The 16,190-nt window shown below is 74.6% G+C and carries 13 protein-coding genes and 1 pseudogene; 6 read left to right on the forward strand and 8 right to left on the reverse strand.

The window, feature by feature from the left end:
- The first annotated feature begins 48 nt into the window (after positions 1-48).
- From OG370_RS04095 to meaB, 6 genes are all read left to right on the forward strand, one after another.
- Positions 49-999, forward strand: coding sequence for a catechol 2,3-dioxygenase (locus tag OG370_RS04095; RefSeq protein WP_328460674.1), 951 nt, complete (start codon positions 49-51; stop codon positions 997-999).
- A gap of 133 nt (positions 1,000-1,132) precedes the next feature.
- A complete protein-coding gene (locus OG370_RS04100) occupies positions 1,133-1,801 on the forward strand; it encodes a GntR family transcriptional regulator (protein WP_328460676.1) in 669 nt (222 codons plus the stop codon).
- Positions 1,802-1,964: 163 nt separating this feature from the next.
- A complete protein-coding gene (locus OG370_RS04105; RefSeq protein ID WP_328460678.1) occupies positions 1,965-2,825 on the forward strand; it encodes a M55 family metallopeptidase in 861 nt (286 codons plus the stop codon).
- 400 nt (positions 2,826-3,225) lie between these two features.
- Positions 3,226-5,115 (forward strand): methylmalonyl-CoA mutase family protein, encoded by a 1,890-nt coding sequence (locus tag OG370_RS04110; RefSeq protein WP_328460680.1) that lies wholly within the window; start codon positions 3,226-3,228, stop codon positions 5,113-5,115.
- Positions 5,115-7,373 (forward strand): methylmalonyl-CoA mutase, encoded by a 2,259-nt coding sequence (gene scpA, locus OG370_RS04115; protein ID WP_328473766.1) that lies wholly within the window; start codon positions 5,115-5,117, stop codon positions 7,371-7,373. Before OG370_RS04110 ends, scpA begins: the two co-directional genes overlap by 1 nt.
- A 7-nt stretch (positions 7,374-7,380) precedes the next feature.
- Positions 7,381-8,391, forward strand: a complete 1,011-nt coding sequence (gene meaB, locus OG370_RS04120) for a methylmalonyl Co-A mutase-associated GTPase MeaB (RefSeq protein ID WP_328460682.1) — start codon at positions 7,381-7,383, stop codon at positions 8,389-8,391.
- A 138-nt stretch (positions 8,392-8,529) separates the two neighbouring features.
- Here the strand turns inward: meaB and OG370_RS04125 are convergent, their stop codons facing one another.
- The 8 genes and pseudogenes from OG370_RS04125 to pcaB form a co-directional block, all read right to left on the reverse strand.
- Positions 8,530-8,961: a GlcG/HbpS family heme-binding protein gene (locus OG370_RS04125; protein WP_328460684.1), complete on the reverse strand. Its 432-nt coding sequence runs from the start codon at positions 8,959-8,961 to the stop codon at positions 8,530-8,532.
- Between the two features lie 130 nt (positions 8,962-9,091).
- Positions 9,092-9,718, reverse strand: coding sequence for a fumarylacetoacetate hydrolase family protein (locus OG370_RS04130; RefSeq protein ID WP_328460686.1), 627 nt, complete (start codon positions 9,716-9,718; stop codon positions 9,092-9,094).
- Positions 9,619-9,933, reverse strand: coding sequence for a hypothetical protein (locus tag OG370_RS04135; protein ID WP_328460688.1), 315 nt, complete (start codon positions 9,931-9,933; stop codon positions 9,619-9,621). The genes OG370_RS04130 and OG370_RS04135 overlap by 100 nt, the downstream gene beginning before the upstream one ends.
- Before the next feature lie 350 nt (positions 9,934-10,283).
- Complete coding sequence (locus tag OG370_RS04140) at positions 10,284-11,132, reverse strand: hypothetical protein (protein ID WP_328460690.1); 849 nt, start codon at positions 11,130-11,132, stop codon at positions 10,284-10,286.
- 397 nt (positions 11,133-11,529) lie between these two features.
- The gene (locus tag OG370_RS04145; RefSeq protein ID WP_328460692.1) at positions 11,530-12,717 is read right to left on the reverse strand and encodes a 4-hydroxybenzoate 3-monooxygenase; all 1,188 of its coding nucleotides are present in this window, start codon (positions 12,715-12,717) and stop codon (positions 11,530-11,532) included.
- A 5-nt stretch (positions 12,718-12,722) separates the two neighbouring features.
- Positions 12,723-13,925: a bifunctional 3-oxoadipate enol-lactonase/4-carboxymuconolactone decarboxylase PcaDC gene (gene pcaDC, locus OG370_RS04150; RefSeq protein WP_328460694.1), complete on the reverse strand. Its 1,203-nt coding sequence runs from the start codon at positions 13,923-13,925 to the stop codon at positions 12,723-12,725.
- A gap of 185 nt (positions 13,926-14,110) precedes the next feature.
- Positions 14,111-14,299: pseudogene (locus tag OG370_RS04155) on the reverse strand (threonine synthase); the annotation flags it as partial.
- Positions 14,300-14,772: 473 nt separating this feature from the next.
- Positions 14,773-16,170, reverse strand: a complete 1,398-nt coding sequence (gene pcaB, locus OG370_RS04160; RefSeq protein ID WP_328473768.1) for a 3-carboxy-cis,cis-muconate cycloisomerase — start codon at positions 16,168-16,170, stop codon at positions 14,773-14,775.
- Positions 16,171-16,190 lie beyond the last annotated feature (20 nt).

The raw sequence follows: 16,190 nt of genomic DNA on the forward strand, positions 1-16,190 counted from the left end.
ACTTCGCTGCCAGGACCCCGTCCCACCCCCGAACAAAGGACCCCGACCGTGGCCCCCGCACACGAGATCGCCCACCTCGCCCACGTCGAACTGCTCACCCCCCGGCCCGAGGAGAGCCTCGACTTCTTCATCCGGGTGATGGGGCTGACCGAGAACGGCACCGAGGGCGACTCGGTCTACCTGCGCACCTGGGACGACTACGAGCACCACTCGCTGAAGCTCACCGCCCACCACACCTCCGGCATCCGCCGTACCGGGCTGCGCGCCGCGGGACCGGAAGCCCTCGACCGCCGGGTGAAGGCGATCGAGGCGGCCGGTCTCGGCATCGGCTGGCGCGACGGCGACCCCGGGCTCGGACCGACGTACGTCTTCCGGGACCCGGACGGCCACGAACTGGAGGTGTACTGGGAGAGCGAGTGGTACCAGGCTCCCCCGGAGTCGGCGCCCGCGCTGAAGAACCAGGCCCAGGCGTACCCCGCCCGCGGGGTGTCGGTGCGGCGGCTGGACCACGTCAACTTCCTCGCCGCCGAGGTCGAAGGGGCCACGGAGTTCGTGCAGGACGTGCTCGGCGCCCACGCCACCGAGCAGATCCGCCTCGACAGCGGGGTCATCGCCGGACGCTGGCTGACCTTCACCAACAAGTCCTACGACGTCGTCTACACCCGCGACCGGACCGGCAGCCGCGGCCGGCTGCACCACATCGCCTTCGCCACCGACACCCGCGAGGACATCCTGCGCGCGGCGGACATCTTCCTGGACAACGGCGTCTTCATCGAGACCGGCCCGCACAAGCACGCCATCCAGCAGACGTTCTTCCTCTACGTCTACGAACCCGGCGGCAACCGGGTGGAGTTGTGCAACCCGGTCGCCCGCCTGGTGCTGGCGCCGGACTGGAGGACCGTCACCTGGACCGAGGCGGAGCGGGCCAAGGGCCAGGCGTGGGGGCTGAAGACCATCGAGTCCTTCCACACCCACGGCACCCCGCCGGTGGAGCCGTAGCAACCGCGGGCGCCCGACCGCCGGCGGCACCCGGGCCCGGACCCGGACCCGGACCCGGACCCGGACCCGGACCCGGACCCGCTACGATGCGGGAAACAATATTGTCACCAATGTGAGGAACGGGGTACCGGTCATGGCTGTGACCGCGCGGACGGCCGCAGCGGCGGACCCGGCCGGGTCGAAGGTCGCCGACGCGATCCGCGAGGCCGTCACCGCCGGGGACTTCGCCCCCAACCAGCGCCTCGTGGAGGCCGAGCTGTCCGAGCAGTTCGGCGCCAGCCGGGCGAGCGTGCGCAACGCGCTCGCCCAACTGGCCACCGAGGGGCTGGTCGAGCGCATCCAGAACCGCGGTGCCCGGGTCCGCGCCGTGTCGCTCGACGAGGCCGTCGAGATCACCGAGGTGCGGATGGCCCTGGAGGGCCTGTGCGCGGCCAAGGCCGCGGAGCGCGTCACCGACGACGACCGCGAGGCGCTGCGCGACCTCGGCGCCCGGATGCAGGCGGCGGTGGCCTCCGGTGACGTGCTCGGCTACTCCGACCTCAACCGCCGGCTGCACGCCCGCGTGCTGGCCATGAGCGGCCAGCACACCGCCTGCGCGGTGCTGGAGCGCCTGCACGGGCAGAACGTGCGCCGCCAGTTCCGGCTGGCCATGCACCCGGGCCGCCCGCAGGTGTCGCTGCCCCAGCACCTCGCCGTCATCGACGCGGTGTGCGCGGCCGACCCGGACGCCGCCGAGGCGGCGATGCGCGCCCATCTGCGTTCCGTCGTCGAAGCGCTGCCCGCGCTGGAGAAGCCCCGCTGACCCCGCACGCGTTTCGGCATCCGCACCCGGAAGAGCGGACGGGCGGACGGGCGTCACGCACGCCGCCGGCCCCGCCGGACGCACGAAGATCGCCGCCGGCCCGAACCGCGGCACACCCTCCCTGCGTCCGAGCAAGTGATCGACCACCAGGGAGTGTGCAGCTTTGCGGATCTACATCAGTGCCGACATGGAAGGCGTCACCGGGCTCGTCGACGCCGACGACGTACAGCCCGGCGGCCGGGACTACGAACGCGGCCGGGTGATGATGACCGAGGACGTCAACGCGGCCGTCCGCGGCGCCCTGTCGGCCGGCGCCACCGCGGTCACGGTCAACGACGCGCACGGGCCGATGCGCAATCTGCTCCCCGAACTGCTGCACCCGGCCGCGCGCCTGGTCCGCGGCCGGCCCAAGGCCATGGGCATGCTCGAAGGGCTCGACGCGGGCCATGACGCGGCGCTCTGCGTCGGTTACCACTCCCGCGCCGGCGCGCTGGGCGTGATGAGCCACAGCTTCATGGGCCACGAGATCGAGGACATGTGGCTCGACGACCGGCCGGTCGGCGAGATCGGGCTGGCGCACGCCACCGCGGCGGCACTCGGCGTCCCGGTGGTGATGCTCTCCGGCGACGACACGGCCTGCGCCGAGACGGCCGGGTGGGACCCCGCGGTCACCTGTGTCGCCGTCAAGCAAGCGGCCGGACGGTTCGCCGCCGAGCTGTCCCCGGTCGCCGAGGCCCGCCTGGCCATCGAGACCGCGGTCGCCACCACCCTCACCGCCCGGCGCGCCGCCGCCACCGAACCCGCCCCCGAACCCGCCGAACCCGCCGCCGGCCACGCCCCGGCCACCCTCACCGTCCGCTGGCAGTCCGCGTCGGTCGCCGCCACGCTGCTCGGTATCCCGGGTGTCACCTCCGCCGACGACCGGACGGTCCGCGTCTCCGGACCGCTCCCCCAGCTCTACCGGCTCTTCGGGGTGTGGACGCGCGTGGCGACCGCCCTCACCAACCAGGCGCCTTACTGCTGACCCCGCCGGCGGACCGCCAGTGCCCGCACCGGAACGGTCCGCCTGGTGCGCGGCGCCCGATGCTCCCCCGGGCCGTCGGCGTGGGGGTCCCGGTGAGCGGGACGGTCGGTCCGCTCCCAGCCGCCACGCCAGGGAGAGGTCACCCTCGTACGGGGCGCCCGGGCACCCCGCGCCGTCAAACCGTTCCGAACCTCACAGCGACGGAACCGCCCGGCATTTCCCCAGTCTCCGCGGCCCCGCCGGTCCCCCGCCGCGCGGGCGTCACTCGCCCGGCCCGGCGAAACCGCACGTCGGGCCGGGCGGCCAGGCCCGTGCGAGTGGGCGATGTCACGCTACGAGGCGGTAGCTGTTCAACTCGCGAGGCAGACATCGGGCCGGTGGCTTCCCTAGCATCGGTGCCATGACAGTTCTGCCGGACGACGGGGTCTCAGAACCCGACGTGTTTCCGCACGCCACGCGCGAACAGTGGCAAGCGCTCGTGGCAGGTGTGCTGCGCAAGTCGGGTCGCGAGGTCTCCGGCGAGGAGGCCGAGCAGGCGCTGTCGACCGAGCTGGCCGGCGGTCTCACCGTGCACCCGCTCTACACCGCCGACGACACCTCGCCCGATCCCGGCCTGCCGGGCTTCGCACCGTATGTGCGCGGCAGCCGGCCGCTCGGCGGCTGGGACGTACGCCAGCGGCACCGGTCGCCGCAGGCCGCCGCGGCCAACGAGGCGGTGCTGGCCGACCTGGAGAACGGCGTCACCTCGGTGTGGCTGGCGGTCGGCGGCGCGGGCCTGCCGGTGGCAGATCTCGGGCAGGCACTGGCGGGCGTCTACCTCGACCTGGCCCCGATCGTGCTGGAGGCCGGCGCCGAAACCGGCGCCGCCGCCGAGGAGTTGCTGAACCTCTTCGAGCGGGAGGGCGTCGACGCCGGCCAGGCCCGCGGCAACCTCGGCGCGGACCCGCTCGGCCTGGCCGCCCGGACCGGCGCGGCCCCCGGATACGACGACGCGGTGGCGCTGGCCGCGCGGACCGCCGAGCGGTATCCGCACCTGCGGGCCCTGACCGTGGACGCGCTGCCGTACCACGAGGCCGGGGCGTCGGCCGCGCAGGAACTGGGCGCCTCGCTCGCCACCGGCGTGGCCTACCTGCGTACGCTCATCGCCGCCGGGCTGGACGCCGACACCGCCTGCGGGCAGCTGGAGTTCCGGTACGCGGCCACCGCCGACCAGTTCCTCACCATCGCCAAGCTGCGCGCGGCCCGCCGGACCTGGGCCAGGGTCACGGAGGTGGCCGGCGCGCCGGCGGCGGGCGGCCAGCGGCAGCACGCCGTCACCTCGACGGTGATGATGACCCGGCGCGACCCGTACGTGAACATGCTGCGCACCACCCTCGCCTGCCTGGGCGCCGGGGTGGGCGGCGCCGACGCGGTGACCGTGCTCCCCTTCGACGAAGCGCTCGGCCTGCCCGACGCGTTCGCCCGCAGGATCGCCCGCAACACCTCCACGATCCTGCTGGAGGAGTCCCACCTGGGCCGGGTCGCCGACCCCGCCGGCGGGTCCTGGTACGTGGAGCGGCTGACCGACGAACTCGCCCACAGCGCCTGGGAGTTCTTCCAGGAGCTGGAGGCGGCCGGCGGCCAGGAGAAGGCGCTGTCCTCAGGGCTCGCCGGCGAGCGCATCGCGGCCACCTGGCAGGCCCGCAAGCGCGCGCTGGCCACCCGCCGCGAACCGGTGACCGGCGTCAGCGAGTTCCCGCACCTGGCCGAGCGGCCCGTGGTGCGCGAGCCCGACCCGGCCCAGGCCGCACCCGGCACGGCGGACACGCCGTCGCGGGACCTGCCGCAGGGCCTTGCCCGCGCCCTTCCGCAGGTCCGCCGCGACGAGGCGTACGAACAACTGCGCGCCCGCTCCGACGCCCACCTGGCGAGCACCGGGAAGCGACCGAGGGTCTTCCTGGCCGCGCTCGGACCGCCGTCGGTGCACACCGGGCGGGTCTCCTTCGCGGCGAACCTGTTCCAGGCCGGCGGTGTCGAGCCGGTGCACGACCCGGTGACCGTCGACGCCGACAGCGTCGCCGCGGCGTTCGCCGCCAGCGGTGCGGAACTCGCCTGCCTGTGCTCCAGCGACGCGCTCTACGCCGAGCAGGCCGAGCCGGTGCTGGCGGCGCTCCGCTCGGCCGGGGCGCGCTGGATCGGCCTGGCGGGGAAGCCCGCCGCCGGCCCGGGCGCCGACGCCCACCTCTTCCTGGGCTGCGACGCCGTCGCCGTCCTGACCTCCGTCCTCGACCGTGCGGGAGTGGCGGCGTGATGCAGACCCCGGACTTCTCGCAGACGCCGGACTTCTCACAGATCCCGGACTTCTCACAGATCCCGGACTTCTCACAGATCCCGCTCGGGCCGGGCGCCCCCGCGCAGACCACCGAGGAGCAGTGGCGCGCGGCGGTGAAGGAGGCCGCCGGCGGCGGCGACTCCGACCTGGTGTGGGAGACCCCGGAGGGCATCGGGGTCAAGCCGCTCTACACCGGCGCCGACCTGGAGGGCCTGACCTCGCTGGGCACCTACCCGGGCATCGCGCCCTACCTGCGCGGCCCGTACCCGACGATGTACGTCAACCAGCCCTGGACGATCCGGCAGTACGCCGGCTTCTCCACCGCCGAGGAGTCCAACGCCTTCTACCGGCGCAACCTCGCGGCCGGCCAGAAGGGCCTGTCGGTCGCCTTCGACCTGCCCACGCACCGCGGCTACGACAGCGACCACCCGCGGGTCACCGGCGACGTCGGCATGGCGGGCGTGGCGATCGACTCGATCTACGACATGCGGCAGCTCTTCGACGGCATCCCGCTGGACCGGATGACCGTGTCGATGACGATGAACGGCGCGGTGCTGCCCGTGCTCGCCCTCTACATCGTGGCCGCCGAGGAGCAGGGGGTGCCGCCGGAGAAGCTGGCCGGCACCATCCAGAACGACATCCTCAAGGAGTTCATGGTCCGCAACACCTACATCTACCCGCCGCGGCCGTCGATGCGGATCATCTCCGACATCTTCGCGTACACCTCGCGGAAGATGCCGCGCTACAACTCGATCTCCATCTCCGGCTACCACATCCAGGAGGCCGGGGCGACGGCCGACCTGGAGCTGGCCTACACGCTGGCCGACGGCGTGGAGTACCTGCGGGCGGGTCAGGCCGCGGGGCTCGACGTGGACGCCTTCGCGCCGCGGCTGTCGTTCTTCTGGGCCATCGGCATGAACTTCTTCATGGAGATCGCGAAGTTGCGCGCGGCCCGGCTGCTGTGGGCCCGGCTGGTCCGGCAGTTCGACCCGAAGAACCCCAAGTCGCTGTCGCTGCGCACCCATTCGCAGACCTCCGGCTGGTCTCTGACCGCGCAGGACGTCTTCAACAACGTCACCCGCACCTGCGTGGAGGCGATGGCCGCCACCCAGGGCCACACCCAGTCCCTGCACACCAACGCGCTCGACGAGGCGCTCGCCCTGCCGACGGACTTCTCCGCGCGGATCGCCCGCAACACCCAACTGCTGCTCCAGCAGGAGTCGGGCACCTGCCGGGTGATCGACCCGTGGGGCGGCAGCGCGTACGTCGAGCGGCTCACGCACGACCTGGCCGGACGAGCCTGGCAGCACATCCAGGAGGTCGAGGCGGCCGGCGGCATGGCCCAGGCCATCGACGCGGGCATCCCGAAGCTGCGGGTGGAGGAGGCCGCGGCCCGCACGCAGGCGCGGATCGACTCCGGCCGACAGCCGGTCATCGGCGTCAACAAGTACCGGGTGGAGACCGACGAGCAGATCGACGTCCGGTCGGTCGACAACTCCTCGGTGCGCGCCCAGCAGGTCGCCAAGCTGCGGCGGCTGCGCGAGGAGCGCGACGAGGCCGCCTGCCAGGACGCGCTGCGGGCGCTGACCGCGGCGGCCGGGCGCGCGCCGGGCGCCGACCTCGACGGCAACCTGCTGGCGCTCGCGGTGGACGCGGCCCGTGCCAAGGCGACGGTCGGCGAGATCTCCGACGCCCTGGAGCAGGTCTACGGGCGGCACGCGGGCCAGATCCGTACGATCACGGGTGTGTACCGCAACGAGGCCGGCCAGTCCCCCACCGTGCAGGGCACCCGGGACCTGGTCGAGCGGTTCGAGAAGGCGGAGGGGCGCCGCCCGCGCATCCTCGTCGCCAAGATGGGGCAGGACGGGCACGACCGCGGCCAGAAGGTGATCGCCACCGCCTTCGCCGACCTCGGCTTCGACGTGGACGTCGGCCCGCTGTTCCAGACCCCCGCCGAGGTGGCGCGGCAGGCGGTGGAGGCCGACGTGCACATCGTCGGCGTGTCCTCGCTGGCCGCCGGGCACCTCACCCTGGTGCCGGCGCTGCGGGAGGAACTGGCCGCCGAGGGGCGGGAGGACATCATGATCGTGGTGGGCGGTGTCATCCCGCCGCAGGACATCGCCGCGCTCCACGAGGCGGGTGCCACGGCGGTCTTCCCGCCGGGCACGGTGATCCCCGACGCGGCGCGCGATCTGGTGGCCCGCCTCGGCGCGGCCCTGGGACACGGGGAGTTGTAGCCGCGGCATGCTCAGGGATGTCGAGGGTTACGCGAAGGGCGTGCTGGACGGCCGGCGGGCGTTCGTCGCACGGGCGATCACGCTGGTGGAGTCCACCCGCGCCGAGCACCGGGTGCTGGCGCAGCGGCTGCTGACGGAACTGCTGCCGTACAGCGGCGGGGCCCGGCGGATCGGCGTCAGCGGGGTGCCGGGCGTGGGCAAGTCCACCTTCATCGACGCGTTCGGGACGATGCTCACCTCGCTCGGGCACCGGGTCGCGGTGCTGGCGGTGGACCCCTCCTCGACCCGGACCGGCGGCTCCATCCTCGGCGACAAGACCCGGATGGAGCGGCTGGCGGTGGACCCGGCGGCGTTCGTGCGGCCGTCGCCGAGCGCGGGCACGCTGGGCGGCGTCGCGAAGGCCACCCGGGAGTCCATGGTGGTGATGGAGGCCGCCGGATACGACGTGGTGCTGGTGGAGACCGTCGGCGTCGGCCAGTCGGAGACGGCCGTGGCCAGGATGGTGGACTCCTTCCTGCTGCTCACGCTCGCCCGCACCGGCGACCAGCTCCAGGGCATCAAGAAGGGCGTGCTGGAGCTGGCCGACGTGATCGCGGTCAACAAGGCCGACGGGCCGCACGAGCGCGACGCGCGCGGCGCCGCCCGCGAACTGGCCGGCGCGCTGCGCCTGATGCACCCCGCGGACGCCAACTGGACGCCGCCGGTGCTCAGTTGCAGCGCCCGCGAGTCCACCGGGCTCGACACCGTGTGGGAGCGGCTGGAGCAGCACCGCGCACTGCTGGAGGCCGGCGGCCGGCTGGCGGCCAAGCGCCGCGACCAGCAGGTGGACTGGGCGTGGGCCATGGCCGACGACGAGCTGCTCGGCCGGCTGCACGGCCACCCGGGCGTCCAGGCGCTGGCCCCCGGCCTCGAGGAGCAGGTCCGGGCCGGCACGATGACGGCCGCGGCCGCCGCCGAGCGCCTGCTGAACGTCTTCGACGGCCACACCCCGGCCCCGCCGCCCACCCCTGATCGCTGACCCACCCGACCCGGCGCTCCCAGGCTGAGCACAGCAGCGGGGGGGTCAACGGGCTTACGGCGAGGGGTGGTTCGGCTCGGAACGGTATGGCGGCGGCCGGGACCTCCCGCCGGTCCGGGCCGCCCGCACGGGCCGCGCTCAGCCCGCGTCGGCCACCAGCCCGGCCGTCTGCACGCCGAAGACCGCGACGGCCTCGTCGTTCTCCGGCCGCTCGCCGCTGACGCCCACCGAGCCGAGCAGCGCGCCGTCCTCGTCCCGGATCAGCACCCCGCCCCGGGAGGAGGCGATGCGGCCCTCGGAGATCGCCGCGAGCGCGGCGAAGAACGCGGGGTCGCGCGTCGCGTGCCGCGCTCCCGTGGCACCGCCCGAGCCGGTGCCGAGGCAGCCCCACGCCTTGGCGTGCGCGATCTGCGGGCGCAGGATGCCCGCGCCGTCCTCCCGCTTGACCACCTGCGGGTGACCGCCCGGGTCGAGCACGGTGATGGTCAGCGGCCGCAGCCCCAGCTCGCGTGCGTGGCCGAGTGCGGCATCCACGATCTCGGATGCCTGGGCCAGGGTCAGGTATGCCATGTCGGTGACTCCTTGTACGGGTTCGTCGGGTTCGGGTTCGTCGCGTCGATCGCGACCGGTGCGGTCGTACGGTCGGGTGCGGTCGTACGGTCGGGGGCGGTGTGCGCCGCGGGGCGGGTGGCGGGGGCCCTCAGCCGTCGGCGACGACCGCGGTCTCGATGACGCCGAGCCCCTCGATCTCGCCGCGGACCACGTCGCCGGGCTTGACGAGGGGGTGGCCCAGGGGTGTTCCGGTCGAGAGCAGGTCACCGGGCACGAGGGTGAGGGCCTCGGTGAGCCGGGCCAGCTGGTCGGGAACGGAGTGGAGCATCTCGGCCGTGCTGCCGTCCTGCCGCGGCTCGCCGTTGACCCAGGAGCGGATGCTCAGCCGGTGCGGGTCGGGGATCTCGTCCGCGGTGACGAACCAGGGGCCGGCGATCCCGAACGTGTCGAAGCCCTTGCCGCGGTCCATCCGGTTGCCGTCCCGCTCGGAGACGTCCCGCGAGCCGACGTCGCAGAAGCCGACGTAGCCGGCCACCGCCCGCATCGCGTTCTCGGGGGTGAGGTGGCGCGCGCGGGAACCGATGACGACGCCCAGCTCCATCTCCGGGTCGACCTTCGCGCAGATCGCCGGGTACCGCAGGTCGTCGTGCGGCCCGGCCAGCGCGCCGACGGCCTTCAGGCAACCCTGCGGGCTCCGTCGGGCCGGCGCGGGTGCCGTACCGGACGGTGCCGGTCCGGCGGCGCCGGGCCGCTCTCGGGGGTAGTTGGCGAGCATGCACCAGATGGTCGCGGCCGGCCGATCGGCGGTCCGAGCCGGGCGGATTCGTCGGACCACAGGCAGTCCTCGTCCAGGTCGCCGCCGCCGGCATGGCCGACCGCCCACTCGAACACCTCGCGGACGGAGGTGAGTTGAGGGTCCGCCCGCAGCAGCGCGAGCAGGTCGCCGGCGACGGCGAGGCGGGCCCGGGCCAGGGCGTCGTCCCGATGCACACCACCGGCCTCCAGCCGACGGACGAACACGGCCTGGAAATCGACAAGTTGACCCGGAACGACGTCGGGGAAGCAGAGCCGGTCGCCGAGGGGCGTCCGCCGGGAGGCTATTTTCACGGGGATCTGGGGTGCTTTCCGTGGGTGCGGATGAGGGGGCGTGCGGGAGGAACGGGAGCGGTGCGACCGGGCGTTCGGGCGGGCTGGCGGAGGGGCGACCGGGCGGGGCGCGGCCCGGGTCCGCCCGCGCGCCCCGAGCCGCCGACCGCCAACCGCCAACCGCCCGCCGACCGCCAATCGCCCAGCTGCCGGAGCCGGAGTCGCCGGCGCACCCGGCCGCGAACGCGCCGGGCTCAACCGGCGTCGGCGTCCCGGGAGTTCTCGAACCTGATCCCGCCGTCGGTCGTGACGAGGTCGAACTGGTCGGAGGGCACGGCCGGCACGTGGATCGGCGGCAGGCCCACCGTGAAGAGCAGCAGCTCCGAGGTCGCGACGTAGCGCGCCTTCTCCCCCGAGTCGGCCTCGACCGCGCCGAGCCGGCCGATCTCGGTGTCCTCGACGGTGCCCGCGCCGGAGAGCACCACGGTCAGCCGGCGCGCCTCCTCGCGCGCGCAGATCCACTCGGCGCCGGCCTCGATCTTGAGGAACTCGATCCAGAAACGCCGCTCGGTGTACGTGCCGATGTGCTTGCGCTCGACCCCGGTCGCCCCGGCCACCGGCACCCAGTTGAAGTGCGCGGGGTTGCTGATCACCACGCCGTTGTAGCGCGGCCGCGGGAACTTCGTCGGCCGGCGCTCGCGCCGCTCGGCCCGCGCCTCCTTGTTGTCCGGGCCGCGGCCGCGGCCGGCCCCCATGCCGAGCGCGGAGGCGCCGCCGAACTGGAGCACCAGCTGGAGCTGCTTCGGGTCGCCGAGCGGGTCGTCCTGCGGCCCGTAGGTCTGCCCCTCGGGGAAGTAGCCGACCTCGCCCTCGCGCAGAATCCCCTGCTCGCCCAGGTTCATGTCGCCGACGATCGGCAGGCGGATCTGCTCGAAGGTGTGGCAGTGCCGGGGCATGCGGAAGTCGGCTTCCTGCCGGCCGAGGATGTAGCGGTAGTTCTCCAGCGGCTTGCCGCGGTCCCCCATCAGCAGGTAGTTGAACGAGACCGTCCCTCTGGGGTGGTCCATCTTGTACGCGTTCTCGTCGTACGGCGCGATCTTCATCGCTGTCCTCCGGTGTCCGGTGTGAGCCCGTGTGCGGCCGGGGTGGGGTGGCCGGCTCGTGCGGCCGGCGTGGACGCACGAACCGGCGGTCCCGTGAACGGCACGTCCCGCCGAGGGCGTCCTGGCGTCGCGATCCACACAACCTTCTTAGTAGCTTGGTGTCAAGGTAGGCGACGTCTTTCGCCGCATCCTGTGCGGAGCGGCGCGCCGGCCCACCGCGCCCCGGGACGCAAAGAAGCCGCCGTACCCGCCGGGACAGGCGGGTACGGCGGCACGGCGGTAACGGCGGGCAGCCGTCAGCGGGCGACCGGCGACGCGCCGCGGCCGGCGGCGGGTTGGGACGAGAGCGGAGCGGGGCGAAGGCGGGTCGGAACGAAAGCCGCGTGCAGCCGCCGGGTCAGCCGATCGGCAACCCCGCGTAGTTCTCGGCGAGTTCGGCGGCCGCGTGCGGGGACGCCGCGATCCGGTCGAGCTGGGAGATCTGGAGCCGGGTCTCGAACGGACCCTGCGCCGGGTCGGTGTGCAGCGTGCCGGTCATGAAGGAGGAGAAGTGCTCGGCCCGCCAGACCCGCCGCAGGCAGGTCGCCGAGTACGCCTCCAGCCCCGCGGTGGAGCCGGCCTCCTTCAGCTCGGCGAACGCCCTGGCCAGCACGATCACGTCGGCCGCCGCGAGGTTGAGCCCCTTGGCGCCGGTGGGCGGCACGATGTGCGCGGCGTCGCCGGCCAGGAAGACCCGGCCGTGGCTCATCGGCTCCGAGACGAAGCTGCGCATCGGCAGCACCCCCTTGGAGGTGATGGGCCCGCGCTTCAGCGTCCAGCCGCCGTCCACCGCGAAGCGCGCGTCCAGCTCGTCCCAGATCCGCTCGTCGGTCCAGCCGGCGGGATCGGTGCCGTTGGGGACCTGGAGGTAGAGCCGGCTGACGGTCGGCGAGCGCATGCTCAGCAGCGCGAAGCCACGCGGCGAGTGGGCGTAGACCAGTTCGTCGCTGGACGGCGGCACGTCGGCGAGGACCCCGAACCAGGAGTAGGGGTAGACGCGTTCGTAGGTGCGCCGGACGCGCTCCGGCACCGCGTCGCGGGTGACGCCGTGGAAGCCGTCGCAACCCACCACGTAGTCGCAGGTGAGGGTCCTGTCCTGGCCCTCGTGCGTGTAGTGGACCACCGGCCGGTCGGTGTCGGCGCCCTCGACCGCCCGCACGTGGGCCTCGAAGAGCAGCGGGGCGCCGTCCTCCAGTTGGAGGGCGATCAGGTCCTTGCAGACCTCGGTCTGGGCGTAGACCCAGACCCGGCGGCCGCCGGTGAGGGACGGGAAGTCGATGCGGTGCGACCTGCGGTCCCAGCGCAGCTCGATGCCGTCGTGGACGAGGGCCTCGCGGTCGAGCCGCTCGCCGGCGCCGGAGGACCGCAGCACGTCCACCGTGGACTGTTCGAGGATGCCGGCGCGTTGGCGCTGCTCGACATAGTCGCGGTCGCGGCTCTCCAGGACCACGCACTCGACGCCGGAACGGTGCAGCAGCCGGGCGAGGAGCAGCCCCGCCGGGCCGCCGCCGATGATGCCGACGGTGGTGTGGTTGGGGGTGTGCATGAGGATCAGTGCCCCTCTTCTTCTTCGGCCCGGTCCTCTTCGAGGACCCGGTTGGCGATGGCGAAGGCGGAGTTGGCCGCGGGCACCCCGCAGTACACGGCCGACTGGAGCAGGACTTCCTGGATCTCGTCGGGGGTCAGGCCGTTGCGGAGGGCCGCGCGCACGTGCATGGCCAGTTCGTCGTGGTGGCCGCGCGCGACCAGCGCGGTGAGGGTGACGCAACTGCGGGTCTTGCGGCTCAGGCCCGGGCGGGTCCAGATCTCGCCCCACGCGTAGCGGGTGATGAGGTCCTGGAACGGCGCGGTGAAGTCGGTGCTGCGGGTCGCCGCCCGGTCGACGTGCGCGTCGCCCAGCACGGCCCGGCGCACCGCCATCCCCGCCGCGTGCCGGGAGGTGTCGTCGGAGGGGCCGTCGGAGAGCCCACCGGAGGCACCGCCGTCCGGCCCGTCCGCCAAGTGCGCGGTCAGCGCGGCCAGTACGGGCCCGGGCCGTTCGACGTTCGCCAGGTGGGCCGCGTGACCGACCTCGGTCAGGCTCGCCCCGGCGATCCCGTCGGCCAGCTCGCGCGCGTGCGCGGGTGGCGTCGCCGGGTCGTCCCGGCCGGCGATCACGCAGGTCGGTACGGTGATGCCCGCCAGCTCCGCGCGCAGGTCGAAGGCGGCCAGCGCGTCGCAGCAGGCCGCGTACGCCTCCGGGTCCGCGGCCCGCGCGTCGGCCACCAGCGCCGCCGCGGCCGGCGCGCCGGCGAACGCCGGGGTGAACCACCGGTGCACGGCGGTGTCGGCGACCGGCCCGGTGCCCTCCGCCCGTACCAGCGCAGCGCGCTCCCGCCAGCCGGACGGCTCGCCGAACCGCGCCGACGTGCACACCAGCGCGAGGCTGCGGACCCGCTCGGCGTGGTGCACCGCGAGCCACGTGCCGACCGCGCCCCCGAGCGACACCCCGCCGTACGCGAAGCCCTCCACCCCGAGGCTGTCGGCGAGTTCCAACACCATGCGCCCGAGGTCGGCGACAGTGGCGCCGCTCGCGGGCAGCCGCGCCGGCGAACGGCCGTGCCCGGGCAGGTCGTAGCGGATCACCCGATGCGTACGCGCCAGCGCCGGGACCTGGGCGTCCCACACCGCGAGCGACGTGCCGAGGGACGGGCCGAGGAGGAGCGGCGGCGCGCCGCCGGCGCCGTCCACCCGGTGGTGCAACAGGTTCGTCATACGTTCTCCTCAGGCCGCTCGGTGACGCCGCCGACGGGCCGGCGGCGCCTGCTTCTTCGTAGGGTCGGGCGCGAGCGCGGCCGGCGGTACGCTCCCTCCGACCCGCGCCGCCCGTCGTTCGGGCCATTCCCCCGGTCGGCCGGACCGGCAGCAGCCGGCCGACCCCCACCGCGCGCCGGTCTCCGCGCGCGCAACGCCTCGGGGTCGCCGGTCGGCAGGTCGTAGGCCACTTCGAGCGGCCCGAAACACTCCAGGCAGGCGAAGGCCGGGCTCAGCGGGTAGCGGGTGCCGCACTCCCGGCAGGACAGCGCGGCGGCCGGTCCCAACGGTGCGGGTACTCCGGCGTCCTGGGCGCCCTGGCCGCGGACCCTCACCACGCCCACCAGGCCCACCCCTCCGACCAGCAGAGCCACACCCCCGACCAACCGGACAACACCACCCCCCAACCGACCCCCACGGGGAACCTGCCGGCCCGCTCCAGCGGTGGATCGCACTGGTGACGTGGCCGGAAAGGCCGGCCTGGTTCGCGGTGTCCGGTGCTCCACCACGGCCTTCGGCCTGGGGGCACCCCCGCATCGCAAGGCGGTGGGGGCGCCTCCCGGACGCCAGGCCAGGGAGAGATCGCCCTCGTACCGGGCGTGCTCGGGCGCCTCCGACAACGCCGGGGCCGCTCCCCCTGGCTTCGCCGGAGGTGCCCCCACCCGCCGAAGGCAGGGGGAGAGTGCGCGTGCCAGGCGCCGCGGACCCGGGGGCGCCTCACGGCCGTCAGGCCAGGGGGAGGGACTTCCCCCACCCGGCCCGGCCCCACGCCCGGCCGGTCGGCACTGCGTCCGCCGCGCGCGCCTGCTCACGGTCGGGTGGGGCGCAGCGCGCGGTCGACCAGGGCGGGGGCGGAGCCCAGGTAGGTGACGGGGTCGAGGAGGTGACGCAGGCGCTGGGGGGTCAGCGCGGCAGCGAGGGCCGGGTCCGCGCGCAGGGCGTCCTCGAGTTCGACGTCCTCCTCGACCGCGCGGCGGACGGCGCGGTCGAGGAGGGATCGCGCCTCACCGCGGCCGATCAGGGCAGTGAGTGCGGCGGCAAGGTGCTCGGTGGCGATGAGGCCGTCCGTCGCGTCGAGGTTCGCGCGCATCCGGTGCGGGTGGACCCGCAGGTCCTCGACGAGTTCGACGGCGTCGCGGGCGGCGCCGCCGACGAGGCGCAGCGCCTCGCGCAGCGGCTGCCACTCGGCGTGCCAGGCGCCGGCGGGGCGTTCGTCCTCGCCGGCGAGCGAGCCGAACAGGACGGCGGCGAGCGCGGGGACCTGGCGGGCGGCGGCCGCGATGAGGGTGGCGCGTACGGGGTTGGCCTTGTGCGGCATGGCGGAGGAGCCCCCGCCGCTGCCTTCGGACAGCTCGCCGATCTCGGTCCTGGACAGCACCAGCACGTCGGCCGCGACCTTGCCGAGGGCGCCGGCCGCGAAGGCCAGCGCACCGGCGAGGTCCGCGACGGGGGTGCGGAGTGTGTGCCAGGGCAGCGCGGGCTCGGCGAGGCCGGTCTCGGCGGCATACCCGGCGAGCAGCCGCAGGCCGATGTCGCCGTCGCGCGCGCTGTCACTGTCGTGCGCGCCGGCCCCGTCCCGCGCGCTGCCGTCGTCGGCCCCGGCGAACGCCGCGAAGGCGGCCAACGTCCCTGCCGCACCGCCGAGTTGAGCGGGCAGCGAGTTCTGTACGGCCGCGAGCCGGTCGCGTCCGGCAAGCAGCAGAGACCGCCAGCCGGCCGCCTTCAGCCCGAACGTGGTGGGGACGGCGTGCTGGGTCAGGGTGCGGCCGGGCAGTGGCGTGTCGCGGTGCTCGGCGGCGAGCCGGGCCAGCGCGCCGGCCGCGCGGCCCAGGTCGGCCAGCACCGTCGCCAGCGTGCGGGAGGCGACCAGCATCGTGGCCGTGTCCAGGATGTCCTGGCTGGTCGCGCCGCGGTGGACGAACTCGCCTGCGGCCGGGTCGAGTTCGGCGGTGGCGGCCGTCAGGTTCGCGACCAGCGGGATGACCGGGTTGCCGCCGGCGCGGGAACGCAGCGCCAGGTCGCGTACGTCGTAGCGGCCGGTCACCGCGGCGGCCGCCGTGACCGCGGCCGCCGCCGACGCCGGGGCCAGCCCCAGCGCGGCCTGGGCGCGGGTGAGCGCGGCCTCGGCGTCGAGCATGGCGCGCACGTACGCGGCGTCGCCCGTGGCGGCCTCGGCCGCGGACCCGGCCCGCCCTGGGGCGAGCAGGCCGAAGTCCTCGGCGGCGT

This window comes from Streptomyces sp. NBC_00448 (genome assembly GCF_036014115.1).
Lineage (GTDB): Bacteria > Actinomycetota > Actinomycetes > Streptomycetales > Streptomycetaceae > Actinacidiphila.